Source organism: Tessaracoccus luoxuelianae (genome assembly GCF_054483915.1).
Window position 1 is genome coordinate 1,918,796 of sequence record NZ_CM137013.1, and the last position, 25,235, is coordinate 1,944,030.

Consider the following 25,235-nt stretch of genomic DNA (forward strand, 5'->3'; position numbering starts at 1 on the left):
TTGAGGGTCAGTCGACGCGCAGGCGTCCGCGGCCCTCGTAGACGTCGGCTGCCTCGCGGACGAAGCCTGCCGAGATCTTCGCCCCGTAGCTGCCCTCGAGCTCGGCGGCGATGTCGTAGAGCTCGGCCTTCGTCGAGCGGTACGGGCGCAGCGCGTTGTAGATCTCGAGGAGCCGCTCGTCGGGCACCTTCACCAGTTCCGCCGCGCGCCGGAGGTTCCGCGCCAGGCTGGCGCGTCCGGAATCCTCTGCCACCTGGGCCTGGAGCTCCAGCGTCTCCGAGGAGATGCGGAAGTCTTCGGGCTTCAGTGCGCCGGAGCGCAGCCCCGCGAACGTGAGCTCGGAGAGAGGCTTACCGTTGTTGGTGGTCACCAGCTCCGGGTGCTTCTCCGCCAGCGGGTAGTGCTGACGGCCGATGGTGGCAGCCCCTCCAGAGGCTGTCGCCCCCGCGGGCTTCTTGGCGAACGAGACCTGCTCGCCGTTGAGGTTGGCCATGACCTCGGCCATGATCTGTCGGATGAGTTGTTCTTGATCCATGTCGATTCCTCAGGCCTGGCTGACCTGCAGCGTTTGGGTCTTCTTGGTCAGGTCACACAGCCGCGTTTCCTTGTTGTGCAGCAGTGCGGCGATGGCCTGATACTTCGGGCGGGCCATCTGGTCGTTGCGGGTGGGCACCGGTGAGGGGGACTCGCCCTTGGCGTACTTGGCAGCGTTCTTGCCGATGGCGCGGAACACATCGAGGTCGATGAGCGGTGACTGGCTGAACAGCTCCAGGTTGCTCAATGGGGGCAGATCCTTCTGGTGGATCACGGTGGTGCCGCGCGACTGCAGCCCGATGCCGATGCCGGAGCCTGACAGCTTGGCCGCCTCGTGGGCGATGAAGCCCACGTCGGCCGTGCGGTACACCTTGAGGATCCGGTAGTGCAGACCCTCCTCCTCGATGCCCGCGCAGATCTGCTTGAGCACCTCGCCGTGCGGGAGCCCGATGATCGTGGCGAAGATCTGGGAGCTGAACGCCGGCGACAGCGCGATCACCACCTCCTTGGGGTCCGTGCCGCGCTGCGCGGGCCCGGTCTCGGTGAGGGTGATCCGGCCGGCCAACGACTCGGCCGGGATGGAGGGTGACGTCGGTGCTGCGGCCGCCTCGCCGGCCATCTCGCGCACCACCTGCTCGATGATCTGCTTGAGCGTGCTCTGATCGATACTCATTGCGGTCACCTCAAATACTTTCCGGGCTGACGGCCTGACGGATGTCCTTGATCCGGTTCCACAACTCGTCCGAGATCTGGTAGCCGGTCATCGGGCCCGCGTAGTCGTTGGGGTAGTTGACGGCGGAGTTGACGTTGAACTGCTCGTCGAAGATCGCCGCCGTGTGCAGGTAGTCGCCCGCCACACGGCACTTGAGGAGCTTGAACACGGACTCGGCCACGTCCTCGAAGCCGCCCTTGATGAGCGCCTGGACGACGTCGAAGCCGGTCACGGTGCGCTTCATCATCTCCTCGGCCGCCTTGAGGTCCTCCACGACGTTGCGCTTAGGCATGTCGTTGGAGCTGTGGGCGTATGTCGCGGCCTCCACCTCGGCGTCGGTGATCGGCGGCAGCCCGAGCTCCCGGAACACGGCCTGCAGCGCGCGGGTGGCCTTGCGGCGCACCGCCACCACGTCGTCCTCGAGGACGGGAACCAGGCCGCCATCGACCCGGAGGTCGCGCTGGATGATGTTCCAGTCGTCGTAGTCCTCGGCGTCCCAGTTCGATCCGGCGAACATGTTGTCCAGGTTGGGCGTGGCGCTGTAGCCGGAGCAGATGAAGTCCGTGCCGGGCACGAACTGCATGAGGGAACGGGCAACGCGGCGCAGGTCTGAGTGGGTGAACGTCTGGTCGTTGCTGGAGGCGCATTCGAGGTCCATCATCATCGCGATGAGGTTCTCGGCCAGGATCGCGCGGATCCCCTGCGGGACCGCTGCGGGGACGCCGACGCAGCTCACGGAGCCGTTCTGCGTGCCCTGGGAGCCGGCGGCCTTGGTGATGAACTGGCAGCGGGCCTCGAGGTAGAGCATGGACTTGCCCTCGGCGTATCCCATCTGCACCTCGGATCCGGTGCCGGAGGTGAAGCGCATCTTCAGGCCGCGCGACGCATAGCTGGAGGCGAGGAACGCCTTCGACCACGGGGTGTCGTCTCCGTCCATGAAAACGGCCTCGGTGCCGTACACCGACACGGTCTCGGCGTAGGCGGTCAGTCCGCGCATGCCGAGCTGCAGCTCGGTGGCCTCCTCGACGGCGCACTGGGTCAGCACACCCGGGCGTCCCGTCTGGGCGCCCACCAGCAGGCTGAGGGCGTTGAACGGGGCGTAGCGCACGACGGCGACCGTGGTCTCCATCTCGGCGAAGCCCCGGATGCCGGCCTCGGCCGCGTCCGCCGCGATGAGGACCGGGTGGTCCTGCACGTTGGTGACGTGGCACTGGTTGGCGGGCTGCTTGCGGGCGCGCAGCTTGGTGACCGCCATCATCATCTCGAGCACGCTCATCATGCCGACCACCTCGGTGGCCTTCGCCGGCGTCATGGCGGTGGTCAGGGGGATGATCTGGCTGCGGGGGACGTTGATGTCGCACAGCATGCGGGCGAACTGGAGCGAGTCGATGGCCATCGACTCTTCGGCCCGCTCCAGGTTGATGCCGTAGGTGGCGATGAACGTGTCGAGCATGTCGAAGTCGGCGCAGGCCTTGCCGTCCAGCTCGACGACCTTGCCGCCCTGGATGCGGATCGACGGCTTCGGGTCGTTGGGGCTGTCCATCGCGATCAGGCCCACCTCGGGCCACTCGCTGACGAACCCGTCCTGGTTGACCGGGCGCGCGTCGAGCGCCTCGAACCTCTTGGATCTCATGGGTTGGTCATCCTTCAGATGTAGGGAGTCGTCGAGGACTCGGGGTAGGTGCCGAGCGAGCCGAGCAGGGCGCGCCCGACCTCGCGTGCGGCGACGATGGCCTGCCGGACCGCGCCGGAGTCACCGCTGAAGAAGGAGATGACCTCGTTGGAGTAGCTGGTACCGGCGGCGGGGCTGGCGTAGCCCACCACCTCGATGGTCGAGGCCTTCACGGCGGTGTCGGCGAGCACGACGCCGATGGCGGCCGGGGCTCCGACGGTGATCCCGAACGCCTTGCCGATGGGGGCGTTGAACGCCTTCGCCAGAGCATGGGAAGCACGCGCGGTGTACTGGAACTCGAGGTGGCCGGCTTCGTTGCCGTACACGTCGCCGAAGGTCCGGTCCAGCTCGGACAGCGTCACCTCGACGGCGCGGCGGGCGTCGGAGACATCCTCGGCACCGAACACGATGAGGGAGCCGTGGCCGGCGCCGCCCTTGGTGTCGCGGGGGAGCTCGATGGTGAGGACCTCGCAGTTGGTGGCCTTGACGGCCTCGTCGGCGGCGAAGATGTGGGGCCCGGCGCCGGTGCGTGCTCCGACGATGCCGATGGAGCGGTACTTCGGGTCCAGGTTCATCATCTGGTGCAGCTGGGGGTCCACGTTGGCGATGACCAGGCCGATGGTGTCACCCAGGGCGTTGGTGCCGACGAACTCGGTGGCTGCGGGCCGCGCGGCGGCGGCCGGGGTGGGGGCGTTGTCGCCCATCTTCTTCATGACCTCAGCCATGACCTTGTTGATCATTTCATCCGACATGTCAGGCCTGCTTCGCGTATCCGGGGAGGATCTTCTCGACGTCGGTGTGCGGGCGCGGGATCACATGCACGCTCACCAGCTCGCCGACCTTGCTGGCGGCCGCCGCGCCAGCGTCCGCTGCCGCCTTCACGGCCCCGACATCGCCTCGGACGAAGACGGTCACGAAACCCGCGCCGATCTTCTCGCTGCCGATGAGTTGGACGTTGGCCGACTTCACCATCGCGTCAGCCGCTTCTACGGCCGCCACGAATCCCTTGGTCTCGACCATGCCTAGTGCTTCTTGCATCACTCGACTCCTTCGTCGTTTCGAAAGTGGCCGACTCTGGTCACCTCGCTGGTCACGATAGGCAGGCTTCCGGTACACGGAGTCGGCCACTTGTTACACATTCCTGCTCAGGCTCGCCCCAGCCATTGAGGATCCTGGGGGCCGGGTTAGTGTGGTGCTCGCACAGTGGAACGAGGTGGTTCATGGACGTGCAGGACAAGCAGCGCATCATTCAGGAATTCGTGCCGGGCAAGCAGGTCACGCTCGCCCACGTCATCGCCAACCCCGACGAACATCTCTACGCCAAGATCGGGTTGACGTCGAAGAGTCGGGGGGCCGTCGGCGTCCTCACCATCACGCCGGGGGAGGCAGCCGTGATCGCGGCTGACGTGGCCACGAAGTCGGCCGGCGTGGAGTTGGCCTTCGTCGACCGGTTCTCGGGGTCGCTCCTCATCGTCGGCCGGTTGGGCGACGTCGAGGCCGCCCTACGCGGTGTGGTGGACACCTTGGAGTCGGTGCTCGGTTTCACTCCGGCGCCGGTGACGCGGACATGACGGCGGCCAGCGTGGAGTGTCCGTCGATCCTGCTGGTCGGCAGTGTCGGATCCGGCAAGACGACCTTCCGGCAGCGGCTCCGCGACGAGGACATCGAGTACGTCAAGACGCAGGCGATCGAGGCCTTCGACGGCATCGTCGACACCCCTGGGGAGTTCCTGCAGCACGGCCGCCTCCGGAGCGCGCTCCAGGTGGTGGCCTTCGACGTGGATCTCGTCGTGCTGATGGTGGATCCCACCACGGGCGGCGCGCGGATCCCCCCCGGGTTCGCCACCTCGTTCAACCGTGACGTCATCGGCGTGGTCACCAAGACCGACCTGGCCACCGTCGAGGAGGTCGCCGCGGCCAGCGCGCTCCTGCGCGACGCGGGCGCCGCGCCCGTCCTGCCCGTCGATTCCGTCAGCGGCGCGGGGTTCGATGCCGTCCGGGAGGTGCTGTGTCCGTCGTAGAGGTGCGCGACGACCGCCTCGCGGGCCTGGACCTGCGCACGCTGATCGACCTGGAGCAGCTCCAGCGCATCCAGGACGACTTCGCGGTGGAGACCGGCCTCGCGATGATCACGGTGGACTCCATGGGCACGCCCGTGACGCGCGCCTCCGAGTTCAGCGCCCTCTGCCAGTTCCTCCGCCAGGATCCGGAGATCCGGCGCCGCTGCTTCTCCTGCGACGCGCACGGCGGGTTCCAGTCCGCGCTGGAGGGAAAGCCGTTCCTGTACCGATGTCACGCGGGCCTCGTCGACTTCTCGGTGTCCATCGTGATGGGCCAGCACTACCTCGGCGCCATCCTTGCCGGTCAGGTTCTCCTGACGAAGGGGCAGGAATCGCTGGGCAAGATCCTCGGCAGCACGGATTCGCTCACCGACGCGGGGCCGGTGGCCGACCTGCTCGACCAGGTGAAGGTCGTTGAGCTCTCGAAGCTCGAGTCGGCCGCCGACGCCATCGTGCGGCTGGCCAACGACTCTCTGACTCGGCGCGGCACCAGCTACCACCTCCCGGCTGCGACCGGGCCCTACCTGGGGCGGCTTCAGCCCATCGCAGTGGCGGCCTCGCCGCAGAACCAGGTGCTGGCGCCGCTCCTGCTCGGCAAGTCCAAGGCGCTGCCGCTGGTACCGATCCAGTCCGACCCTCAGCCCCCGTCAGCCGAGCTCGACGCGAGCAGGGTCGCGGCGAATCTCCACGACGCCAACGTCGCCGCCAACCTGGAGCTGCTCGGTCTGTATCTCGACCGGCTGCTGCCCCGGTGGAGCCAGAAGATCCAGGCCTCGAAGCTGGCGGAGTTCGAGGACCTGCTCATCGGGTTGGCGTCGAGCGAGGGCGTGCACCACGGCCGCGACATCTCCCAGGTGGTGATCCGCAACCGCAACAAGCGCCGACCGGACCTCAACCGCTACGAGTGCCAGGTGTACTGCGAGAAGCTGATCATCCTGCTGCACAACCTGGTGGAGCCGGACCTGCTGCCCAGGGAGCGCACGATCGCCACCCTGCTCAACGAGGTCGAGAAGGACCCCACCAGCTTCCTCACCTCCGCCAAGGCGGCCGAGTACCTCATGTGGTCCGAGTCCCACTTCGCCCGACGATTCAAGGACAAGACGGGCCAGAGCTTCATCAACTACGTCACCGGCAAGCGCCTCGAGCGGGCCAAGTTCATGCTGATCCACACCACCAAGCCGGTGCTGAGGATCGCCACCGAGCTGGAGTTCCAGCCCGCCAACTACTTCTCCCGCACGTTCAAGAAGCTCGTCGGCGTGACGCCGAGTCAGTACCGCCAGGAGCACGCGCAGAAGGGCCAGCCATGAGGGAGTTCCGGCTGGGCACGCACGTCCGGATGGGGCCGGACGCGCTCACCGCGCTCGACGACTTCGCGTCTCGGCGGGTCTTCCTCGTCACCGACGAGTTCCTCTCCACCACACCGGTCTTCGCGCGGGTTCTGGAGCGGTTGGGGAAGCGGGTGACCAGGTTCATCGACGTGGTGCCCAACCCCACCATCGCCACCATCAGCAAGGGGGTGGCGGTGTACCTGGAGGCGCGGCCCGACGTCGTGGTCGCCTACGGCGGTGGCTCGGTGATGGACGCGGCCAAGGCCATGCACAAGGCGGCGCTGGACTCCGGCTTCGGCGCCACCGAGGGTCTGATCGCCATCCCCACAACGAGCGGTTCGGGGTCCGAGGTCACGTCCTTCGCCGTGCTGACCGACGAACGCACCCACACCAAGATCCCGCTCGTCTCCCCGGACATGGTGGCGAAGCTCGCCATCCTGGACCCGGAGGCGGTCATCGGTGTGCCTCCTCGGATCACCGCCGACTCCGGCATGGACGTCCTCACCCACGCCGTCGAGGCGTACGTGTCGACGGGTGCCTGCGACTTCTCCGACGCCCTGGCGGAAAAGGCGGTGGAACTGGTCTTCGCTCACCTCGTGCGCTGCTACACCCACGGTGAGGACCGCGACGCCCGCGGTCACATGCACAACGCGTCCTGTCTGGCGGCGATGGCCTTCGACAATGTGGGGCTGGGGATCACCCACAGCCTCGCGCACGCCCTCGGCGGTCACTTCCCGGTGGCCCATGGCCGGCTCAACGCGATGCTCCTGCCGCACGTCATCGCGTTCAACGCGGAGCGCAGCACGCTCGCCGCAGCCCGCTATGCCCGTCTTGGCCGGCTCGTGACCCCGTCGGCCACCGGCTCGGCGGCGGTGCCCTCCCTGGTGGCGGGCGTCCGCCGCCTCAACCAGCAGCTGGGCATCCCTGAGCTGATCGTCGAGGCAGGGGTGGCGCAGGACGAGTTCCGGGCCGCGATCGACCAGATGGCGTCCTCGGCGTTGGAGGACGGCTGCACCCCGTCCAACCCGGCGCAACCCACCCGCGAGGATCTGGTGCTTCTGCTGCGGAAGCTCGGCTGAGCCGTCGCGCCGTAGGCTGGCGGGGTGGCACAACTCCCCGACGGCGACCCGGCCCCCCGCGACGGCTCCCTCCCCGCGTCCGCCCTGGATCCCGGCCGCCCGCTGTCGCTCTATGTCCACGTGCCCTTCTGCAGGGTGCGCTGCGGTTACTGCGACTTCAACACCTACACACCCAGCGAGCTCGGCGACCTGTCGCCCGACACCTATGTGGGCGCGGCGGTGGCTGAGCTGGACCTCGCGGCCCGCATCCTGGGGAGCCGCCGCGTGCAGACGGTGTTCTTCGGGGGCGGGACCCCCACCATGCTGCCAGCCGAGGGCCTCGCCGGGCTGCTGCGCGCCGTCGGGGAGCGCTTCGAACTGGAGCCCGACGCGGAGGTGACCACCGAGGCGAACCCCGAGACACTCACCCCGGACTATCTGGACACGCTCCGCGCGGAAGGATTCACCCGCCTCTCGCTCGGCCTGCAGTCGGTGGTGCCGCATGTGCTGCGCGTCCTTGAGCGTCAGCACACCCCCCGCCGCGGCCTGGAGGCGGCGCGGTGGGCGAGGGAGGCCGGGTTCGAGCACGTGAGCCTGGACCTCATCTACGGCACGCCGGGGGAGTCCCTCGACGACTGGCGCGCCAGCCTCGACGCGGTGACCTCCGCCCCCGTGGACCATGTGAGTGCCTACTCGCTGATCGTCGAGGAGGGCACCAGGCTCGCCGCGCAGGTGCGCCGCGGAGAGCTGCCGATGCCCGACGAGGACGACCTCGCAGACAAGTACCTCCTCGCCGACGAGACCCTGGGCGCGCTCGGGCTCGCCAACTACGAGGTGAGCAACTGGGCCCGTCCGGGCGGAGAGTGCCGGCACAACCTCGCCTACTGGAGGGGAGCCGACTGGTGGGGGGTGGGCCCCGGGGCCCATTCGCACATCGGCGGAGTCCGATTCTGGAACCGCAAGCACCCCCGCAGCTACGCCGCGGCCCTGGCCGCCGGCGAGTCACCGGCGCTGGCCCGCGAGATCCTGGGGGACAAGGAACGCCACGTTGAGCGGGTGCTGCTCGAGCTGCGCCTGGCCGACGGCGTCCCCCTGGACGTCCTGACCCCCTCGGAGCGGGGGCGGATCCCCGACATCGCCTCCCGTGGGCTGGCTGTGGTGCACGACGACCGCCTGAAGCTCACCCGTGAGGGCCGGCTCCTGGCCGACGGCGTGGTCCGAGACCTGCTGGACTGACGCGAGCGGGTGTCGTTGAAGCAGAAGGGCATGCGGCGCTGATAGCGTCGCACCCCGTGGATCGCTACTCACGAGACGTGCTCACCCCCGGATGGCAGAAGGCGCATCTCAAGCAGACGCGTGACGTGCCCGTCGAGTTGGACCTTGTGGTGGAGTTCGACGACTTCTGCGGCGCCGTCGTCGGCTGGGAGAACGCCGTGGTGCTGCTCGAGGACCGGCGGGGCAAGCGCCGCGCCGCGCCCTTCGGCCCGGGCTTCCTCCTCGAGGGGCAGCCGGTGGCGCTGCGCCCCCCTCTGCGGGGCGCCCCGGCCGGCCCCAAGTACACGGCCTCAGGATCCCGATCCTCCACAGGGCCGACGAAGGCCCGGGTTGCGCTGCCCAGCCGGATCTACGTCGAGGGCCGGCATGACGCCGAGCTGATCGAGAAGGTCTGGGGCGAGGATCTGCGTCACGTCGGCGTCGTCGTCGAGTTCCTGGGGGGCATCGACGATCTCCCCGGGATTGTTGCTGAATTCGCTCCCGAGCCGGGGCGGCGGCTCGGCATCCTCGTCGACCATCTCGTGCCGGGCAGCAAGGAATCCCGGATCGCGAAGCAGGTCTACACGGCCGGCTACCGCGACACGGTGCTGGTCGAGGGGCACGAGTTCATCGACATCTGGCAGGCGGTCCGGCCCCAGCGCGTCGGGTTGAAGTCCTGGCCCCAGGTGCCCAGGGATGTGGACTTCAAGAAGGGCACCCTGAAGGCGATGGGGCTGCCACACGAGGATCAGGCCGACGTGTCGCGCGGCTGGCAGGCCATCCTCGCGCGGGTGGCCTCCTGGCGCGACCTGGAGCCCCAGCTGCTCACCAAGGTGGAGACTCTCATCGACTTCGTCACCCAGGACCATCTCGAAGACGAGTGATCGCCCACACGCCGATAGGGTGAGTCGCATGGACACCCAAGGCATCCTGGACCTGCTGAAGGAAACGGCCTCAGAGGTGGTGGTTCCGCGCTTCCGGCAGCTGGCCGCCGGTGACGTCGAGGAGAAAAATCCCGGAGACTTCGTCACCGTGGCGGACCGCGAAGCTGAGGTGTATCTGAGTGGGCTCCTCCGTGGCGTCTACCCATCGGCAGTCATCGTCGGAGAGGAGGGCGTGTTCGCCGACCCGAGCCTGCTCGACGGTGTCCACGGGGCAGAGCACGCGTTCCTCATCGATCCCATCGACGGCACGCGCAACTTCGTCTCAGGACGCGACGAGTACGGCGTGATGCTGGCGGAGGTGCGCAACGGGGTCACCACCCGTGGCTGGATCTATCAGCCGCAGACCGGCCGCGCCTACGTGGCCGAGCACGGCGCAGGCGCCGCGCTCAACGGCGCCCCCATCGCGCGGACCCCCAACGGGCGCCTCCCACTAGGGGCGACGGCCAAACGTGCTCTGCACGGGTTCACGGCAGCTGGACGCCTCAGCCCCGTCACCCGGAGCGCCTGGTGTTGCGCATTCGACTACCCGATGGTGCTGCATGGTGACGTGGACTTCCTCGTGTACTCCACCCTGCACCCGTGGGACCATCTCGCGGGGTCGCTCATGGTCACCGAGTCCGGGGGCGTGAGCAGAACGGTCGACGGCGTGGACTACGGCCTCCAGACACGGAGCGGGGGGCTGATCGTGGCGCGGGATGCCGACACCTGGCAGACCGCTCTGGAGACGTGGCCCGTTCACCAGAGCTGACCACAGGATCAGATCACAGGTTGAGGATGGGCAGCTGCCGTTTCGGCTCCACACCCTTGGCCGCCAACTCGGCGTAGGCCTTGGGCAGGGCGAGGGCAAGAGTCTCCGGGCCGAAGGGCCACTCGACGGCGGTGGCCGCCTCCTCCGCCCGCACACCCTGCTGGATGAGCATCTCGCACGAGCTGTAGAGCATCGCGATCTCCGCCCTCTGCACGAACGCGAACTCACGGTCCACCACCGCCCCGTGGCCGGGAACGAACCTGGTGAGGGAGCTGCTGGCGCCGAGTACGCCGTCGAGGACGGTGGGCCAGTTGGCAAGCGAGGTGGACTCGTCGATCTGCGGGTCCGCGCCCTCCTCCAGGAGATCCCCGACGAACACCACGTTCGCCTCCGGGACGAACGCCACGATGTCCGCGCGGGTGTGCGCCTCGCCGAAGTGCAGCAGCTCCACCCGTTGTCCGCCGAGGTGCAGCGCCAGGGCCATCGAGAACCTCCGTGTCACCCCGGGGTCGTCCAGGTCCTCGTGCGCGACCACCTGGACACCCGACATGCCTGGGAGGCCGCCGACGTGATCGTGGTGGCCGTGCGTCAGCGCCACATGCGTCACCGGGACACCCGCCAGCGCGGTGGCCGAGGCCAGCAGCTCGGCGCCCTCGGCGGCTGTGTTACCGGCATCGATGAGGAGTGCCGCGTCATCACCGACGATGAGTCCCACGTTGACCCGGTGCTGATCGAGCGTGGTCACGTACACGCGGGGAGTCACGGGGGTCCAGATCAGCGTCATGGCAGCCAGCATAGATGCAGCTACACTGGCACTCGCCGTCTATGAGTGCCAGCTGGGAGGTGACATGCTCGACGACCGCAAACTGGACGTGTTGAAGGCCATCGTGACCGACTATGTGGCCAGCCGCGAGCCGGTCGGCTCCAAGGCGCTGGTTGAACGCCACAAGCTGGACGTCTCCGCCGCCACGGTCCGCAACGACATGGCCGTGCTGGAGGAGGAGGGCTACATCATGCAGCCCCACACCAGCGCCGGCCGCATCCCCACCGACAAGGGCTATCGGCTCTTCGTGGACAGGCTCGCCCACATCAAGCCGCTGTCGCCCGCTGAGCGCAGCGCCATCACCACCTATCTCAACGGCACCGCCGACGTCGACGATCTGGTCATGCGCACCGTCCGGCTGCTGGCCCAGCTGACCCGCCAGGTGGCCATCGTGCAGTATCCGGTGGCGCAGCGCACCCAGGTGCGCCACGTCGAGCTGCTGCTCCTGACGCCCGAGCGCCTGATGGTCATCGTGGTCCAATCCTCGGGGCGCGTTGATCAGACCATGTTGGAGACTCCGCTCACGGACGAGGGCCGGCTGCAGGCGTTGCGGAACCGGATCGCCGAGGCCATTGTCGGACGGACGCCTGCGGATGCGGCCGGGGCTCTGGCCGCCATGCTGGAGGGAGTCGCACCCGATGACAGGCCGTTCGCGGGCCCGGTGGTCGCCGCGGTCCTGGAGGCCATCGCCGCCGAGCCGGCCGCGCACGTTGTGGTGGCCGGGCTGCCCAACCTCGCCTCAAGCCAGGCGTTCGAGACCAACCTGCGCCCACTGCTGGAGGCGCTGGAGGAGCAGGTGGTGCTCATGCGACTCCTGGGCGAGGCGGCGGGCGACGACGTGACGGTACGCATCGGCGAAGAGAACACCGCCGAGGGATTCCGGGGCAGCAGCCTCATCGCGTCCGGCTACGGTGTGGAGCGCACTGCCAGCCTCGGCGTCGTCGGACCCACCCGCATGGACTACGCGTCCCACATCTCCGCGGTGCGAGCAGTGTCGCGGTACGTGAGCAGATTCCTCAACGAAGGCTAGATCCCCCACCCGAAGGCTGAAGCAAGAAGATATGAGCAAGGACTACTACGACATCCTTGGCGTCGAGCGGGACGCAACCCCCGAGGCCATCAAGAAGGCCTACCGCCGCCGCGCCATGAAGGTGCACCCCGACGTCGCCCAGGAAGAGGGCGCCGCCGAGAAATTCAAGGAACTCAACGAGGCCTACGAGGTCCTGAGCGACCCCAACAAGCGCGCCGTGTTCGACCGGGGCGGCGACCCCATGAGCCAGGGCGCCGGCTTCTCCGGCTTCGGCGGTGGGTTCGCCGGGGGGTTCGACTTCTCCAATCTGGTCGACGCCATGTTCGGCGCGGCAGGAGGGCGTGGCCCCCGATCCCGCGTCCGTCAAGGCCAGGACGCGCTGGTGAGGGTTTCCCTCCAACTGCACGAGGCGGTCTTCGGCGTGACGAAGCCTCTCAAGGTGGACACCGCCGTGGTGTGCCCCAAGTGCAGCGGCGCGGGCGGCGAGCCCGGCTCGGAGCCGGTGACCTGCACCACGTGCGACGGCGCGGGCGAGGTCAGCCAGATCCAGCGCAGCTTCCTCGGCGACATCCGCACCGCCCAGGCCTGCCCCACCTGCCGCGGATACGGCACGGTCATCCCGCGTCCGTGCGGTGAGTGCTCCGGCGAGGGACGGGTGCGCACCACGCGGACGCTGCAGGTCCGGATTCCCGCCGGCGTGTCCACGGGCATCCGCATCCACCTGGAGGGGCAGGGCGAGGTGGGCCCGGGCGGCGGACCTGCCGGAGACCTCTACGTGGAGCTGTCCGTGCTGCCCCACGAGACGTTCCGCCGCGAGGGCGACAACCTGGAGGTGGTGGTCAGGCTCCCGATGACCGCGGCCGCGCTGGGGACCACGGTGGACGTCGCGACTCTCGAGGCCGACTGGGACCAGTCCGCGGTAGAGGACCGCACCGTGTCCGTCGAGGTCCCGGCCGGGACGCAGGCGGGCACCCGGATCGGGATCAAGGGGCGCGGGGTTCCGAGACTGCGCGGCGGCGGCCGCGGGGACCTGGGCGTCACACTGCTGGTCCAGACCCCCACCAAGCTCGATGACCGGCAGCGCGAGCTGCTGCGCCTCCTCGCTGAGGAGCGCGACGAATCGGTCCCGGAGGCCATCGCGGCGAAGGGGCACAAGGGAGTGTTCGGCAAGCTCTCCGAGTGGTTCTCGTGACCGACCCCCTCTTCCTCGCCGAGTTCACGGGCGACCTGTCACCAGGTGAGCTGGTCGTCGTGACGGGGGATGAGGCTCACCACGCCGTCGCGGTCAAGCGCGTCGCGGTGGGGGAGAACGTCCTGCTGTCCGACGGCCGCGGGATCGGGGTTCGGGCCGAGGTGATCGAGGCGGACCGGCGCCAACTGGTGGCCAGGATCCTCGAGGTCATCGCGGCCCCTTCGCCGTCGCTCGTCTGGGGCGTGGTGCAGGCACTGGCCAAGGGGGACCGCAGCGACCTCGCGGTGCAGATGGCCACGGAGCTGGGCGCCCGCGAGATCCTGGCGTGGCAGTCCGCCCGCTCCATCGTGCGCTGGCAGGGCGATCGGGCGGACAAGTCGCTGGACAAGTGGCGAGCCACGGCCCGCGAGGCGGCCAAGCAATCACGGCGGATGTTCGTGCCCGAGGTGTTGGCGGTGTCCACTGCGGACGTCGTGGGCGCCATCGCCGGCGTTGACGTGGCGCTGGTCCTGCAGGAGGACGCGTCCCAGCACATCGCAGACGTCGAACTCCCCGAGGAGGGCACCGGCCTGGTGATCGTCGGGCCCGAGGGCGGCATCGCGCCCGAGGAACTCGACCGGTTCGTGGCGGCCGGCGCGCAGCTGGTCACCATCAGCGACGGCGTCCTGAGGACCTCGACGGCGGCCGCCGTGGCGCTCGGCCAGCTGGATGTGCTGGCCAGGCGCCCGTGAGCTTCTCATTCGAGGTCGGCGAGCGGCTCGAGGATGCGGGGGGTCGCACGGGCGTCATCCACACCCCACACGGGCAGATCCAGACCCCGGCCTTCGTAGTGGTGGGCACCAAGGCCACCGTGAAGTCCGTGCTGCCGGAGGCGGTGGCCGGCCTGGGCGCGCAGGCGGTACTGGCCAACGCCTACCACCTCTACCTGCAGCCGGGCTCGGACCTCATCGACGAGGCCGGCGGGCTGGGCCGCTTCATGAACTGGCCCGGGCCCACCTTCACGGATTCTGGCGGGTTCCAGGTGATGAGCCTCGGGGCGGGCTTCAAGAAGGTGCTGGCGATGGACACCACCGGCCTGGCCGACGACGACGTCATCGCAGAGGGGAAGACGCGGATGGCGCATGTCGACGACGACGGCGTCACCTTCAAGTCCCACCTCGACGGCACCCGGCACCGGTTCACGCCGGAGTCATCGATGCGCATTCAGCACCAGCTCGGCGCGGACGTCATGTTCGCCTTCGACGAGCTGACCACGCTGATGAACACGCGCGCCTACCAGGAGTCCTCGGTTGAGCGGACGCACAGCTGGGCAGTGCGCTGCCTCGCGGAGCATCGGCGGCTCACGCTCGAGCGCGAAGGCAGGCCGTACCAGGCCCTCTTCGGGGTGATCCAGGGGGCGCAGTACGAGGATCTACGTCGCCGGGCCGCGCGCGACCTCGCCGGGCTGGACGTGGACGGGCAGTCGTTCGACGGCTTCGGCCTGGGCGGTGCCTTGGAGAAGGAGAACCTGGGCACCACGATCGGATGGATGGTGGAGGAGCTGCCGGAGGACAAGCCTCGACACCTCCTGGGCATCTCCGAGCCCGACGACCTGTTCGCCGCAGTAGAGCGGGGCGCAGACACGTTCGACTGCGTGAACCCCTCACGTGTCGCGCGCAACGCCGCCATCTACACCGCCGATGGCCGCTACAACGTCAACACCGCCCGGCATCGCCGATCCTTCGAACCGCTGGAGGACGGGTGCGACTGCTACACCTGCACCCACTACACCCGCGCCTACCTGCATCACCTGTTCAAGGGCAAGGAGATGCTGTCGGCCACGCTGGCCACGATCCACAACGAGAGATTCACGGTGCGTCTGGTGGACCGGATGCGCGAGGCGCTGCAGTCAGGGGACTTTCACGCCTTCCGGGACGAGAGCCTGGGCCGGTTCTACGCCAATCGGCCGTAGCTCGGCTCGCGCCTCTTCACCATCGCTATCACCCGGTAGGTCACCGGCAGGAAGAGCGCCTCCACCAGCACCTTGTAGAGGTAGCCCACCGCGATGTAGTTGAGCAGGGTGGCGCCGCTCACCACCCCGGCGAACGCGACCACGCAGAAGATGACCGTGTCGGCCGCCTCTCCCACCACTGTGGAGCCCAGCAGCCGGGCCCACAACGATCCGTCGTGGGAGCGGCGCTTCATGGCCACCAGGACCCAGGCGTTGAGGAACTGGCCGGCCAGGTACCCCAGCAGGCTCGCCGCGACGATGCGCGGCACGAACCCCAGCACCGCGGTGAAGGCCTCCTGGTTGGGCCACTCGGCGGCCGCGGGTGCGGCGCCCACCGCGAGGAACGTGACCGACGCCAGTATCGACACCGCGAAACCGAGGACGATGGCCCGCCGGGCGCCCTTCAGGCCGTAGACCTCGGCGAGGACGTCGCCCAGGACGTAGGTGAGGGGGAAGAGGAACGCGCCGCCGTCCGTGATGAGGGGCAGCACCGGGATCCCGAACGGGGTCCACTCCGGTCCGAACTGGATCAGCTTGACCGCCGAGACGTTGCTGATCAGCAGCAGCGCCACAAACAGGGCCACGACAACGTCAAACACCCCGCGAGGACGCTCGGCGAACCTCACGTCGGCTCCGGATGGTGGGGCGTCCTGGGTCTGATGCACCGCCGCATTATACGCCGCTGGTGCCGTTGCTCTGGAGCCTTCAGCGAGGTCCAGGCGAGTTCCCCGGGAGCCTGCGCGTTACGCCGCGGGGGGTCCCGCAGGGTGGCAAGATTCATTTATGGACGACATTGCAATGGAGTACATGCCCGACGAGTCCGAGCAGCTCGACCAGTTGCAGCCCGCCGATTCGTTGATTGACCGCGGGGTAGAGGACGTCCTGGACGAGGGCTACGTCACCCCGGAGAAGTGGTCTCCAGCGCAGGGCTTCGGGAACACACCTGAGGAGATGCACCGCGGTGAGACCCTCGAGATGCGGATGAAGCAGGAGGAGCCAGAGCCTGCCCCAGCCGAAGACGACTGGAACCCCACCCGCGAGCCCCGCGAGGTTGGCGCAGCCCGGGCAGGTCGCCTGATGGCGGTACAGGCCGGAGGCGGTACTGAGCACACGCTGGGCGTGGACGTCGGATTCGGGGGCGGCGCCGCCAGCGCGGAGGAGGCGGCGATGCACATCATCTCGGAGGACGAGGACGACCTCTCGCTCCTGGAGCGCTGAACTATCCGACGGCGCGCCCAGGGAAACCACTGAGCAATCATGTCCTGGCTGCGGTGTACCGGATCGGGCGATCTGGCACCCCTCCATCTGGATATGGACGTCAAGTACACGCACCAGCTGTAGTGGCACCATCTCATCCCGCCCGGCACGTCCTCACCGAGAACAGCATTGATCAGTGGTTCCCTAGACTGAAGGCTGTTCGGCGGGACACGCCGATCGCATGTCAGACAAGGATCACGCCCTGAACACGCACTCGTTGGACCAGCAGCACGCCATCCGCACCGTGTCGGTTCCCCCCTCGATTGACCTGGTCAATCTGCTGGGCCCCCGCGACGACTTCCTCCGCATCCTCGAGGACGAGCTCGACGCGGACCTGCACGTCCGCGGAACTCAGATCACCCTGTCCGGCCCGTCCAACGAAGTCGCCAAGGCCGCCGAGGTGATCACCGAACTGGTCACCATTCTCCGCACGGGGCAGGGACTCACCGCTGAGACCGTGGAGCGGGTCATCCAGATGGCCGACGACCCCCACGCGCTGGCCGCGGAGATCCTCACCCAGAACATCGTGTCCTCGCGAGGCAAGACGGTCCGGCCGAAGACGCTCAACCAGAAGCGCTACGTCGACGCGATCGACCGACACACCGTCGTCTTCGGTATCGGGCCCGCGGGCACGGGGAAGACGTACCTGGCCATGGCTAAGGCCGTCCAGGCGCTGCAGGCCAAGGAAGTGAGCCGGATCATCCTGACCCGGCCGGCGATCGAGGCGGGGGAGCGCCTCGGATTCCTGCCCGGCACCCTCAACGACAAGATCGACCCCTATCTGCGGCCGCTCTACGACGCGCTTCACGACATGGTCGACGCCGACTCGGTGCCGAAGCTGCTCACCTCGGGCACCGTCGAGGTGGCGCCGCTCGCCTACATGCGCGGCCGCACCCTCAACGACGCCTTCATCATTCTTGACGAGGCGCAGAACACGTCCATGGAACAGATGAAGATGTTCCTCACCAGGCTCGGCTTCGGGTCCAAGGTGGTGGTGACGGGCGACATCACCCAGATCGACCTCTCGGGGGGCGTGAAGAGCGGTCTGCGCGGGGTGATGCAGGTGCTCGACGGCGTCGACGACATCGAGTTCTGCACACTGACCAGCCGCGACGTCGTGCGCCACAAGCTGGTGGGCAAGATCGTGGCCGCCTACGATCAGTTCGAGAGTCTGTCCGCGGAGAACCGGGGTGCCAAGTGATCGATCTCAACAACGAGTCCGGCGTCGAGGCCGATGAGCTGGGGCTCATCGAGCTGGCACGCTTCGCGCTGGACAAGCTGCGGATCCACCCCCAGGCCGAGTTGTCGATCCTCCTCGTCGACGAGACCACCATGGCGGACTACCACGAGCGGTTCATGGACCTGCCCGGCCCCACCGATGTGATGAGCTTCCCCATGGACGAGCTGCGGGCACCCGAGGACGACGAGGAGCCGCCGATGGGCCTGCTCGGCGACATCGTGCTCTGCCCCCAGGTGACGGCCCGTCAGGCGCCGGACAACGGGCGCAGCGTCGACGGTGAGGCCGAGTACCTGCTGATCCACGGCCTGCTGCATCTGCTCGGCCACGACCACGCCGAGCCGGAGGAGAAGGCCCTCATGTTCGGACTCAACGACAGGATCATCGCAGCGTGGGATCAGGCCCGCGGTCGCAGCTGAGGCGCAGCCTCGGCCTGACCGACGCCATCGCGATCGGTGTGGCATCCATGGTGGGGGCGGGGGTCTTCGCGGTGTGGGCTCCAGCGGCGCGCGCCGCAGGCGGCGCCCTGCTCCTCGGGCTTGTGCTCGCGGCCGTGGTGGCGTGGCTCAACGCGACGTCCTCGGCTCAGTTGGCTGCGCAGTACCCGTCAGCCGGCGGCACCTACCTGTACGGGCGTGAGCGGCTGGGGGAGTGGCCCGGCTTCCTGGCCGGGTGGAGCTTCGTGGTCGGCAAGACGGCGTCGGTAGCGGCGATGGCGATGACCATGGCCGCCTACCTGGCCCCTGACGTGTGGCGGGTGCCGGTGGCGATCGGAGCTGTGTGGCTGATGGTGGGCGTCAACCTGCTCGGCGTCACCCGGACGGCGAAGGCTGCACTGGTGTTGGCCGGGCTCGCCCTCCTCTCGCTCAGCGTGACGTTGGCCCTGGGGTGGGCTGAATCCTCCGGCCCCACCGGGGCCCTGGTCACCCTGCCAAGTGGGGCCTCCGGCTGGTACGGCGTCCTCCAATCCGCGGGCCTGCTGTTCTTCGCCTTCGCCGGCTACGCCCGGGTGGCGACCATGGGCGAAGAGGTCCGCGACCCACGCCGCACCATCGGTCGGGCCATCGTCACGGCGCTGCTGATCGTGCTCGTGCTCTACGCCCTCGTCGGGGTGAGCCTGCTGCTGCTCGTGGGCGATGAGGCCCTCGCCGCGTCCACGGCACCGCTGGCGCTGCTGGTGGGCGGCCACCCCGTCGCGCTGGCTGCGCTGCAGGTCGGCGCAGTCGCGGCGGTGGGCGGCGCGCTGCTGGGCCTGTTGTCGGGGATCGGGCGGACGTGGCTCGCGATGTCGCGGGAGGGGGATCTGCCCCGGTTCTTCGACCACACGCACCCCCGCACCCTGGTGCCGCACAGGATCGAGCTGACCATCGGCGCGGCGCTGACCGCGATCCTGCTGGTCGCAGACCTGCGCGGAGCCATCGGCTTCTCATCCTTCGGTGTCCTGCTCTACTACTTCGTCGCCAACGCCGCCGCTTTCACGCAGGCGCCGGCCGAGCGGCGCTATGCCCGGGTCTGGCAGGTCCTCGGCGCGGTGCTGTGCCTGATCCTGGTGGTGGCGCTGCCGTGGCAGTCGATCGTCGGCGGACTCCTGGTGCTCGGCGCAGGGGCCGCCTGGCGCCTCGTGACCGTGTCCAGGCTGCGATAGACTCGCGGCGCACAGCATCCCCGACCCGAGCGAGTTGAACACCCCACGTGACACAGTCCGAGTGGATAGAACTGGGCATCGCGCTCGCGTGCGCTCTGGCCGCCTCCATCCTCGCCGCGGTCGAGACGGCGGTGAGTGTCACCACCAAGGCCCGCGCCGAGCGGATGGCGGATCATGATGAGCGTGGGGCCGAGCGGATCAAGCTGATCGCGCAGGATCCGGCGCCGTCGATCAACGCCGTGATGTTCACCCGGATGACGCTGGAGATCACCTCGATCGTCCTGGCAGGCCTCGTGGTGTTCACCCAGTTCCAGATGGATTGGCAGCGCGCGCTGGTCACCATCGGCGTGATGCTGGCTGTGTCGTTCATCCTGTGGGGCGTGGCCCCACGAACCCTGGGCAGGCAGAACCCCGAGCGAACCATGCGGATGTTCGGATTCCTCGTCTCGGGCCTCACCTCGCTCTTCGGGCCGATCGCCCAGTTGATGATCCTCCTCGGCAACGCGCTCACTCCCGGGCGCGGCTACGCCGACGGCCCGTTCGCCACGGAGGCCGAGCTGCGAGACCTCGTCGACATCGCCGAGAAGCAGGAGCTCATCGAGGCGGGGGAGTCGAAGATGATCCATTCCGTCTTCGAGCTCGGCGACACGCTGGTCAAGGAGGTCATGGTTCCGCGCACGGACGTGGTGTTCGTCAAGCAGGACACCACCTTGCGCCAGCTGCTGTCGTTGGCGCTGCGCTCCGGGTTCTCCCGGATCCCGGTGGTCGGCACGGACCTCGATGACATCCTCGGCATCATCTATCTCAAGGACGTGTCCAAGCGCGTCTACGACTTCCCGGACTCCGAGCGCCGGGAGACGGTCGCGGAGCTGATGCGGCCCGCCACCTTCTGCCCTGACTCAAAACCAGTCAGCAATCTGTTGCGCGACATGCAACTCAGTCACTCTCACCTGGTGGTGGTCGTCGATGAGTTCGGCGGCACCGCGGGGCTGGCCACGATCGAGGACATCCTCGAGGAGATCGTCGGCGAGATCGTCGACGAATACGACCTGGACGCCCCGGTCATCGCGGACCTGGGGGAGGGACGCTACCGGATCTCGTCGCGGCTTCCCGTCGACGAGCTGGGCGCCCTCTTCGGCGTCGATCTCGACGACGATGACGTGGAGACCGTCGGCGGCCTCATGGCCAAGCAGCTCAATGTGGTGCCCATCCCCGGCGCCCGCACGGTGGTCGGCGACATCGAGCTGATCGCGGACCGCGCCGTCGGCCGGCGCCACCAGATCGGCACCGTCCTTGCCCGACGCCTCACCGAGGCGGACCTCACCCCTACTGAGTCCCCGGAAGGCGACGATGACTGAGCCCGTTTACCGATCCGGATTCGCCTGCTTCGTCGGCCGGCCCAACGCCGGCAAGTCGACGCTGACCAACGCCCTCGTCGGCCAGAAGATCGCCATCGCTTCGAGCAAGCCGCAGACCACCAGGCATGCAGTGCGCGGGATCGTGACCCGGGACGACGGCCAGCTCATCGTCATCGACACACCTGGCCTGCACCGCCCCCGCACCCTGTTGGGGCAGCGCCTCAACGACCTGGTCTTCCAGACGTGGGGATCTGTCGACGTGGTGGGCGTCTGCCTGCCGTGCGACCAGCGCATCGGGCCAGGCGACAAGTTCATCATCGGTGAGATCGCCAAGCTCCCGCGCAGGCCCATCCTGGTGGCTCTGGCCACGAAGACGGACCTGGTGAGTAAGCAACGGCAACTCTCACACCTGGTGGACATCGGTGAGGTGGCCACCGAGCTGGGGATCGAATGGTCCGAGGTAATCCCGTGCTCGGCTACCGAAGGCGATCAAATCGATCTCGTCCGAGACTCGCTCGTGGCGCTGCTCCCCGAAGGTCCGGTCTACTACCCGGACGGCGAGATCACCGACGAGCCCGAGGAGACGCTCATCGCGGAGTTCATCCGCGAGGCCGCGCTGGAAGGGGTGCGCGATGAGCTGCCCCACTCGATCGCGGTGATCATCGACGAGATCCTCCCCCGACCCGACAGGCCGGAGGACAAGCCGCTGACCGACATCTTCGCCTCCATCGTGGTGGAGCGGGACTCGCAGAAGGGCATCATCATCGGCCACAAAGGCGCCCGCCTGCGCGAGATCGGAACTCAGGCGCGCGAACAGATCAACGCTCTGCTCGGCACGCGCGTCCATCTGAATCTGCACGTCAAGGTACTCAAGGAGTGGCAGCGCGACTCGAAGCACCTCAACCGGCTCGGATTCTGAGCACAGCGATCAGCCATTCTGCGCGTTTGGCATGTTAACGGTAACTATTTGATTACGGCGCGGGCGATTCGCGCGCACCCTCGTGGGCGGCTCCTAGTATCACGGGCAACAACCATTCCTGGTTGATCGAAAGACAGGAAGGAACCGCACGTGAAGAAGCGTGTCCTCAAGTTCAGCGCGGTGGCCATCGTCAGCGCCGTCACCCTCGCGGCATGCGGCGGCGACACCACCACCCCCTCCTCGACAGGCGACGCCACCTCGGTGGATGCCGGCTCGTTGGAGACCACCATCAAGGTCATGGCCCCGTCCTACTCGGACACCTCGAAGGCCGACTGGGATGCAGTCATCGCCGCGTTCAACGAGACCTACCCGGACGTCACCGTCGAGCTCCAGATCGAGGGCTGGGACGGGTTCTCCGACAAGGTGTCCGCCCGCATCCAGGCCAACGACTACCCCGACATCCTCAACGACAACGCGTTCGCGGCGTCGGCCGAGGCCGGGATCCTCTATCCCATCGATGAGGTCATGTCCGCTGAGACCCTCGCCTCCATCGAGCCCTCCCTGCTCGCCAACGGCGTGGGCACCGACGGCACCCAGTGGGCTGCGCCAGACATCGCGACGTCGCGCATGATGGCCTACAACGTGGACATGTTCGAGGCTGCCGGCATCGCCGAGCCGCCCACCACATGGGCGGAGCTCGAAGAGGCGTCGGCGAAGCTGGTCGCGCTGGGCGGCGACGTCCGCGGCTACGGAATGCCGCTGGGCCGCGAGGAGGCGCAGGTGGAGTCCTCGCTATGGCTCTGGGGCGCCGGTGGCGACTGGGCCGACGGCGACGCGTTGAAGGCGGACACCCCTGAGGCCGTCGAGGCCTTCGGCCAGATGAAGAAGATGTTCGAGGCCGGCTACACCCAGGCCAACCTCGAGGACAACCGGATCGACGTCGCCGACCTGTTCCAGGCCGGCAAGCTCGGCATGATGATGGCGCATTCGGCGATCGTCTCCGACGCGCAGGCCAAGGGCATCAACGTCGCCCTCGCCCCGATCCCGGCTAAGGACGGTGGCGACGGCGTGGCGCTCGGCGTGACCGACTTCATCGTCGCTTTCGACAACGGCGACGAGGACCGCAAGGCGGCCACCGCGGCCTTCCTCGACGTGTTGTACTCCGACGAGCTCTACGAGGGGTGGTACAAGGGCACAGGCCTGCTGCCTGTGACCACCTCGATGATCGAGAAGGGGCAGGCGGAGTCCGACGAGATCGGCGCCGCGTTCCTCGAGGCCCTCTCCATCGTCCAGTTCCTGCCTGTCGGCAACCCCACGTGGGATGCTCTCCAGACCGCGCTCCAGGGCTCGGCCTACAAGGTGGGCACCGGCGATCCGGCTGAGGTTCTCGGCGAGATCCAGGCACAGGTCGACGCCCAGGCCTGACCACACGCAGGACGGGGTGGCATCGTGATCCGGTGCCGCCCCGTTCCCATGGCCCCACCGAGGAGGAACTGAAGTGTCATTGACCGCCACGCCCACGAGCGTGCCCACGAGCACGCGTCGTCGGTCGAAGAACTCCGGTCTCAGGGCGACCCTCACGTCCCTTCCCTGGCTGCTCCCCACCGTCGCCCTGATCGCGGGCGTGGTCCTCTTCCCCGCGGCGCTCATGATCTACACGTCGTTCTTCAAGTTCAACAACCGCGGCATCAAGCGCAGCCCTGATCCGATCGGCCTCGACAACTACATCGGTCCCGCTGGGGCATTGACGTTCCCGGGCGTGCCGGTGGAGCGGATTCTCCTCAACACCGTCGTGTGGGTCGTCGTGGTCGTCGCAGTCACCGTCGTGCTCTCCCTGCTCCTTGCCCAGTTCCTCAACATCGAGTTTCGTGGCCGCAAGGCGCTGCGCCTGTTCATCATCCTCCCGTGGGCCTGTTCCGTGGTCATGACCGCGACAGTCTTCCGTTACGGACTTCAGGAGAACGTGGGCCTGTTCAACCGGCTCATGGTGGACACCGGCATCATCGAGACGGCCCGGGCCTGGACGAAGGACCCCACCAGCGCCTTCTGGGTCGCGGTGTTCGTGGCCATCTACGTGTCCCTCCCTTTCACGACCTACACGATCCTGGCCGGCCTCCAGGCCATCCCCGACGACGTGCTCGAGGCCGCGCACATGGACGGGACCAACAAGCTGCAGCGCTACGGGTTCATCGTGCTGCCCCTGCTGAGGCCCGCCATCGCGGTGGCGGCGCTGATCAACATCATCAACGTGTTCAACTCGCTGCCCATCCTTCGCCTGCTGCAGGAAACCCCCGGCTTCCATACCGGGCACATCACCACGACGCTCATGTTCGAGTACCAGCGCGCGCTCGGTCCAGGGGTGTCGTCGGCGCTGTCGGTGCTGAACTTCGTGTTCTGCCTCGTCATCATCGCCATCTACCTGATCGTCGTGCAGCCCACGAAGGAGGTGGCCTGAGCCATGGCCAACGTGAGAGAGCAACGCGCCGTCCGGGGCGGCATCAACAAGCCGCCAAGCCCCTGGTTCATCGCCGCCGGGTCACTGGTCATCGTGGCCTTCTTCGGCTTCCCCTACGCGCTGATGTTCATCAGCTCCCTGAAGACCCGCCTCGAGATCACCAACATCCCCCCTGACTACTTTCCGTCCACGCCACGCTGGGACAACTACCTCACCGTATGGGCCTCAGAGGTGGACCCGGCCTCATCGCTGCTGGCCACCGCGGTGATCTCGCTGGGCGCCACCCTGCTGGTGCTTCTGGTGGCCACCCCGGCCGCGTACTACGTGGCCCGGTTCCGGTTCCCGGGTCGCATGGTCTTCCTCCTCCTGGTGCTCTGCACCCAGATGCTGCAGCCGACGGTGCTGGCGGTGGGCCTGTTCCAGCAGTTCAAGGGGTGGCAGAGCTACGCGGTGTGGGCCGCGCTGATCCTCATCAACGCCGCCTTCAACCTGTCCTTCGCGATCTGGATCATGCAGGCGTTCTTCGCCTCGGTCCCGAAGCAGATCGACGAGGCCGCTCTGATCGACGGGCTTGGCCGCCTGCAGACGATGTTCCGCATCTCGCTTCCGCTCGTCTGGCCGGGCATCGTCACGGCGATCGTGTTCGTGTTCGTCAATACCTGGAACGAGTTCTCGGCCGCTTTCATCCTCGTCCAGCAGACGAACCTGCAGCCGCTGACGGTGTCGATGCCGCGGTTCCTGGGGCTCTACATCAAGGACTGGCAGTACCTGTTCACGGTGGCCATGATCGCGATCGTCCCGGTGGTGATTCTCTTCAGCTTCATCGAGAGGCGGCTCATCGGTGGACTCACGGCAGGTTCCGTCAAGTAGTGGCAAGCTTCGCCGACGGTGCTACAGTGGCCGACGTGGCACGGCATACCCTCCTCCTTGGCTGCCGCAGCGGGGCCCAGAATCTCTGAGCCAGATCCCCTCGCTGCGGTGCTTGTACGCGTCTGGCGCACCGATACAGCCCAGGAGATA

At 67.9% G+C, this 25,235-nt stretch carries 27 protein-coding genes; 20 read left to right on the forward strand and 7 right to left on the reverse strand.

Features of this window, described 5'->3' with window-relative positions; all coding sequences use genetic code 11:
- Window positions 1-7: 7 nt before the first annotated feature.
- The 5 genes from ACX1D1_RS08560 to pduA are packed head-to-tail and all read right to left on the reverse strand — an operon-like array spanning window position 8 to window position 3,959.
- Entirely contained in the window at window positions 8-535 is a 528-nt protein-coding gene (locus tag ACX1D1_RS08560; RefSeq protein WP_459054297.1) for a diol dehydratase small subunit, read from the reverse strand.
- A 9-nt stretch (window positions 536-544) separates the two neighbouring features.
- Window positions 545-1,207, reverse strand: a complete 663-nt coding sequence (locus ACX1D1_RS08565; protein ID WP_459054298.1) for a propanediol/glycerol family dehydratase medium subunit — start codon at window positions 1,205-1,207, stop codon at window positions 545-547.
- Window positions 1,208-1,217: 10 nt separating this feature from the next.
- Window positions 1,218-2,879 carry a propanediol/glycerol family dehydratase large subunit gene (locus tag ACX1D1_RS08570; RefSeq protein ID WP_459054300.1) on the reverse strand — a complete coding sequence of 554 codons (1,662 nt, stop codon included), beginning with the start codon at window positions 2,877-2,879 and terminating at the stop codon, window positions 1,218-1,220.
- A 14-nt stretch (window positions 2,880-2,893) separates the two neighbouring features.
- Window positions 2,894-3,670, reverse strand: coding sequence for a propanediol utilization microcompartment protein PduB (pduB, locus tag ACX1D1_RS08575; protein ID WP_459054301.1), 777 nt, complete (start codon window positions 3,668-3,670; stop codon window positions 2,894-2,896).
- 1 nt (window position 3,671) lies between these two features.
- Window positions 3,672-3,959 (reverse strand): propanediol utilization microcompartment protein PduA, encoded by a 288-nt coding sequence (pduA, locus tag ACX1D1_RS08580; RefSeq protein WP_459054302.1) that lies wholly within the window; start codon window positions 3,957-3,959, stop codon window positions 3,672-3,674.
- 179 nt (window positions 3,960-4,138) lie between these two features.
- On the opposite strand from pduA, the gene ACX1D1_RS08585 reads away from it, so the two are divergent.
- Genes ACX1D1_RS08585 through ACX1D1_RS08615 form a run of 7 tightly spaced genes read left to right on the forward strand, consistent with a single transcriptional unit; the run spans window position 4,139 to window position 10,309 of the window.
- Entirely contained in the window at window positions 4,139-4,489 is a 351-nt protein-coding gene (locus ACX1D1_RS08585; RefSeq protein WP_459019959.1) for a BMC domain-containing protein, read from the forward strand.
- The gene (locus tag ACX1D1_RS08590; RefSeq protein WP_459054303.1) at window positions 4,486-4,938 is read left to right on the forward strand and encodes a EutP/PduV family microcompartment system protein; all 453 of its coding nucleotides are present in this window, start codon (window positions 4,486-4,488) and stop codon (window positions 4,936-4,938) included. Before ACX1D1_RS08585 ends, ACX1D1_RS08590 begins: the two co-directional genes overlap by 4 nt.
- Complete coding sequence (locus tag ACX1D1_RS08595; protein ID WP_459054304.1) at window positions 4,926-6,284, forward strand: PocR ligand-binding domain-containing protein; 1,359 nt, start codon at window positions 4,926-4,928, stop codon at window positions 6,282-6,284. Before ACX1D1_RS08590 ends, ACX1D1_RS08595 begins: the two co-directional genes overlap by 13 nt.
- Window positions 6,281-7,384: a 1-propanol dehydrogenase PduQ gene (locus ACX1D1_RS08600; protein ID WP_459054305.1), complete on the forward strand. Its 1,104-nt coding sequence runs from the start codon at window positions 6,281-6,283 to the stop codon at window positions 7,382-7,384. The genes ACX1D1_RS08595 and ACX1D1_RS08600 overlap by 4 nt, the downstream gene beginning before the upstream one ends.
- Window positions 7,385-7,408: 24 nt before the next feature.
- Window positions 7,409-8,599 carry a radical SAM family heme chaperone HemW gene (gene hemW / locus ACX1D1_RS08605; protein WP_182799659.1) on the forward strand — a complete coding sequence of 397 codons (1,191 nt, stop codon included), beginning with the start codon at window positions 7,409-7,411 and terminating at the stop codon, window positions 8,597-8,599.
- A 56-nt stretch (window positions 8,600-8,655) separates the two neighbouring features.
- Window positions 8,656-9,501, forward strand: coding sequence for a DUF3097 domain-containing protein (locus ACX1D1_RS08610; protein WP_182799660.1), 846 nt, complete (start codon window positions 8,656-8,658; stop codon window positions 9,499-9,501).
- Between the two features lie 28 nt (window positions 9,502-9,529).
- Complete coding sequence (locus ACX1D1_RS08615) at window positions 9,530-10,309, forward strand: inositol monophosphatase family protein (RefSeq protein ID WP_182782947.1); 780 nt, start codon at window positions 9,530-9,532, stop codon at window positions 10,307-10,309.
- Between the two features lie 13 nt (window positions 10,310-10,322).
- Here ACX1D1_RS08615 and ACX1D1_RS08620 read toward each other — a convergent pair whose 3' ends face one another.
- On the reverse strand, window positions 10,323-11,093 hold the full coding sequence (locus tag ACX1D1_RS08620; protein WP_182782946.1) for an MBL fold metallo-hydrolase: 771 nt from the start codon (window positions 11,091-11,093) through the stop codon (window positions 10,323-10,325).
- Between the two features lie 64 nt (window positions 11,094-11,157).
- On the opposite strand from ACX1D1_RS08620, the gene hrcA reads away from it, so the two are divergent.
- Genes hrcA through tgt form a run of 4 tightly spaced genes read left to right on the forward strand, consistent with a single transcriptional unit; the run spans window position 11,158 to window position 15,305 of the window.
- Window positions 11,158-12,162, forward strand: coding sequence for a heat-inducible transcriptional repressor HrcA (gene hrcA, locus ACX1D1_RS08625; RefSeq protein WP_182799663.1), 1,005 nt, complete (start codon window positions 11,158-11,160; stop codon window positions 12,160-12,162).
- Between the two features lie 31 nt (window positions 12,163-12,193).
- Window positions 12,194-13,354 (forward strand): molecular chaperone DnaJ, encoded by a 1,161-nt coding sequence (dnaJ, locus tag ACX1D1_RS08630; RefSeq protein WP_182782944.1) that lies wholly within the window; start codon window positions 12,194-12,196, stop codon window positions 13,352-13,354.
- Window positions 13,351-14,085 carry a 16S rRNA (uracil(1498)-N(3))-methyltransferase gene (locus tag ACX1D1_RS08635; protein ID WP_182782943.1) on the forward strand — a complete coding sequence of 245 codons (735 nt, stop codon included), beginning with the start codon at window positions 13,351-13,353 and terminating at the stop codon, window positions 14,083-14,085. Before dnaJ ends, ACX1D1_RS08635 begins: the two co-directional genes overlap by 4 nt.
- Complete coding sequence (gene tgt / locus ACX1D1_RS08640; protein WP_182799664.1) at window positions 14,082-15,305, forward strand: tRNA guanosine(34) transglycosylase Tgt; 1,224 nt, start codon at window positions 14,082-14,084, stop codon at window positions 15,303-15,305. The genes ACX1D1_RS08635 and tgt overlap by 4 nt, the downstream gene beginning before the upstream one ends.
- On the opposite strand, the gene ACX1D1_RS08645 is transcribed toward tgt, so the two are convergent.
- Complete coding sequence (locus tag ACX1D1_RS08645) at window positions 15,287-16,009, reverse strand: queuosine precursor transporter (protein WP_370586091.1); 723 nt, start codon at window positions 16,007-16,009, stop codon at window positions 15,287-15,289. The genes tgt and ACX1D1_RS08645 overlap by 19 nt on opposite strands.
- Window positions 16,010-16,127: 118 nt before the next feature.
- Here ACX1D1_RS08645 and ACX1D1_RS08650 point away from each other — a divergent pair, with 118 nt between their 5' ends.
- The 9 genes from ACX1D1_RS08650 (at window position 16,128) to ACX1D1_RS08690 (ending at window position 25,085) form a co-directional block, all read left to right on the forward strand.
- The gene (locus ACX1D1_RS08650; RefSeq protein WP_182799665.1) at window positions 16,128-16,562 is read left to right on the forward strand and encodes a DUF5709 domain-containing protein; all 435 of its coding nucleotides are present in this window, start codon (window positions 16,128-16,130) and stop codon (window positions 16,560-16,562) included.
- 220 nt (window positions 16,563-16,782) lie between these two features.
- A complete protein-coding gene (locus tag ACX1D1_RS08655) occupies window positions 16,783-17,802 on the forward strand; it encodes a PhoH family protein (protein WP_182782940.1) in 1,020 nt (339 codons plus the stop codon).
- A complete protein-coding gene (ybeY, locus tag ACX1D1_RS08660) occupies window positions 17,799-18,257 on the forward strand; it encodes an rRNA maturation RNase YbeY (protein ID WP_182782939.1) in 459 nt (152 codons plus the stop codon). The genes ACX1D1_RS08655 and ybeY overlap by 4 nt, the downstream gene beginning before the upstream one ends.
- Window positions 18,230-19,483 (forward strand): APC family permease, encoded by a 1,254-nt coding sequence (locus tag ACX1D1_RS08665; protein ID WP_370586092.1) that lies wholly within the window; start codon window positions 18,230-18,232, stop codon window positions 19,481-19,483. Before ybeY ends, ACX1D1_RS08665 begins: the two co-directional genes overlap by 28 nt.
- Before the next feature lie 47 nt (window positions 19,484-19,530).
- Window positions 19,531-20,841: a hemolysin family protein gene (locus ACX1D1_RS08670; RefSeq protein ID WP_459054306.1), complete on the forward strand. Its 1,311-nt coding sequence runs from the start codon at window positions 19,531-19,533 to the stop codon at window positions 20,839-20,841.
- A complete protein-coding gene (gene era, locus ACX1D1_RS08675) occupies window positions 20,834-21,760 on the forward strand; it encodes a GTPase Era (protein WP_182799667.1) in 927 nt (308 codons plus the stop codon). The genes ACX1D1_RS08670 and era overlap by 8 nt, the downstream gene beginning before the upstream one ends.
- Before the next feature lie 150 nt (window positions 21,761-21,910).
- A complete protein-coding gene (locus ACX1D1_RS08680) occupies window positions 21,911-23,185 on the forward strand; it encodes an extracellular solute-binding protein (RefSeq protein ID WP_459054307.1) in 1,275 nt (424 codons plus the stop codon).
- Window positions 23,186-23,258: 73 nt separating this feature from the next.
- The gene (locus tag ACX1D1_RS08685; RefSeq protein ID WP_220490943.1) at window positions 23,259-24,215 is read left to right on the forward strand and encodes a carbohydrate ABC transporter permease; all 957 of its coding nucleotides are present in this window, start codon (window positions 23,259-23,261) and stop codon (window positions 24,213-24,215) included.
- Window positions 24,216-24,218: 3 nt separating this feature from the next.
- Entirely contained in the window at window positions 24,219-25,085 is an 867-nt protein-coding gene (locus ACX1D1_RS08690) for a carbohydrate ABC transporter permease (RefSeq protein ID WP_459054309.1), read from the forward strand.
- The last annotated feature ends 150 nt before the right edge of the window (window positions 25,086-25,235 follow it).

Excerpts from the sequence above, each read along its gene's own strand:
- ACX1D1_RS08560 (WP_459054297.1), bottom strand. The coding sequence starts at position 535 with ATGGATCAAGAACAACTCATCCGACAGATCATGGCCGAGGTCATGGCC.
- ACX1D1_RS08565 (WP_459054298.1), bottom strand. The coding sequence starts at position 1,207 with ATGAGTATCGATCAGAGCACGCTCAAGCAGATCATCGAGCAGGTGGTG.
- ACX1D1_RS08570 (WP_459054300.1), bottom strand. The coding sequence starts at position 2,879 with ATGAGATCCAAGAGGTTCGAGGCGCTCGACGCGCGCCCGGTCAACCAG.
- pduB (WP_459054301.1), bottom strand. The coding sequence starts at position 3,670 with ATGTCGGATGAAATGATCAACAAGGTCATGGCTGAGGTCATGAAGAAG.
- ACX1D1_RS08585 (WP_459019959.1), top strand. The coding sequence starts at position 4,139 with ATGGACGTGCAGGACAAGCAGCGCATCATTCAGGAATTCGTGCCGGGC.
- ACX1D1_RS08590 (WP_459054303.1), top strand. The coding sequence starts at position 4,486 with ATGACGGCGGCCAGCGTGGAGTGTCCGTCGATCCTGCTGGTCGGCAGT.
- ACX1D1_RS08600 (WP_459054305.1), top strand. The coding sequence starts at position 6,281 with ATGAGGGAGTTCCGGCTGGGCACGCACGTCCGGATGGGGCCGGACGCG.
- ACX1D1_RS08615 (WP_182782947.1), top strand. The coding sequence starts at position 9,530 with ATGGACACCCAAGGCATCCTGGACCTGCTGAAGGAAACGGCCTCAGAG.
- ACX1D1_RS08620 (WP_182782946.1), bottom strand. The coding sequence starts at position 11,093 with ATGACGCTGATCTGGACCCCCGTGACTCCCCGCGTGTACGTGACCACG.
- hrcA (WP_182799663.1), top strand. The coding sequence starts at position 11,158 with ATGCTCGACGACCGCAAACTGGACGTGTTGAAGGCCATCGTGACCGAC.
- dnaJ (WP_182782944.1), top strand. The coding sequence starts at position 12,194 with ATGAGCAAGGACTACTACGACATCCTTGGCGTCGAGCGGGACGCAACC.
- ACX1D1_RS08650 (WP_182799665.1), top strand. The coding sequence starts at position 16,128 with ATGGACGACATTGCAATGGAGTACATGCCCGACGAGTCCGAGCAGCTC.
- ACX1D1_RS08655 (WP_182782940.1), top strand. The coding sequence starts at position 16,783 with ATGTCAGACAAGGATCACGCCCTGAACACGCACTCGTTGGACCAGCAG.
- era (WP_182799667.1), top strand. The coding sequence starts at position 20,834 with ATGACTGAGCCCGTTTACCGATCCGGATTCGCCTGCTTCGTCGGCCGG.
- ACX1D1_RS08690 (WP_459054309.1), top strand. The coding sequence starts at position 24,219 with ATGGCCAACGTGAGAGAGCAACGCGCCGTCCGGGGCGGCATCAACAAG.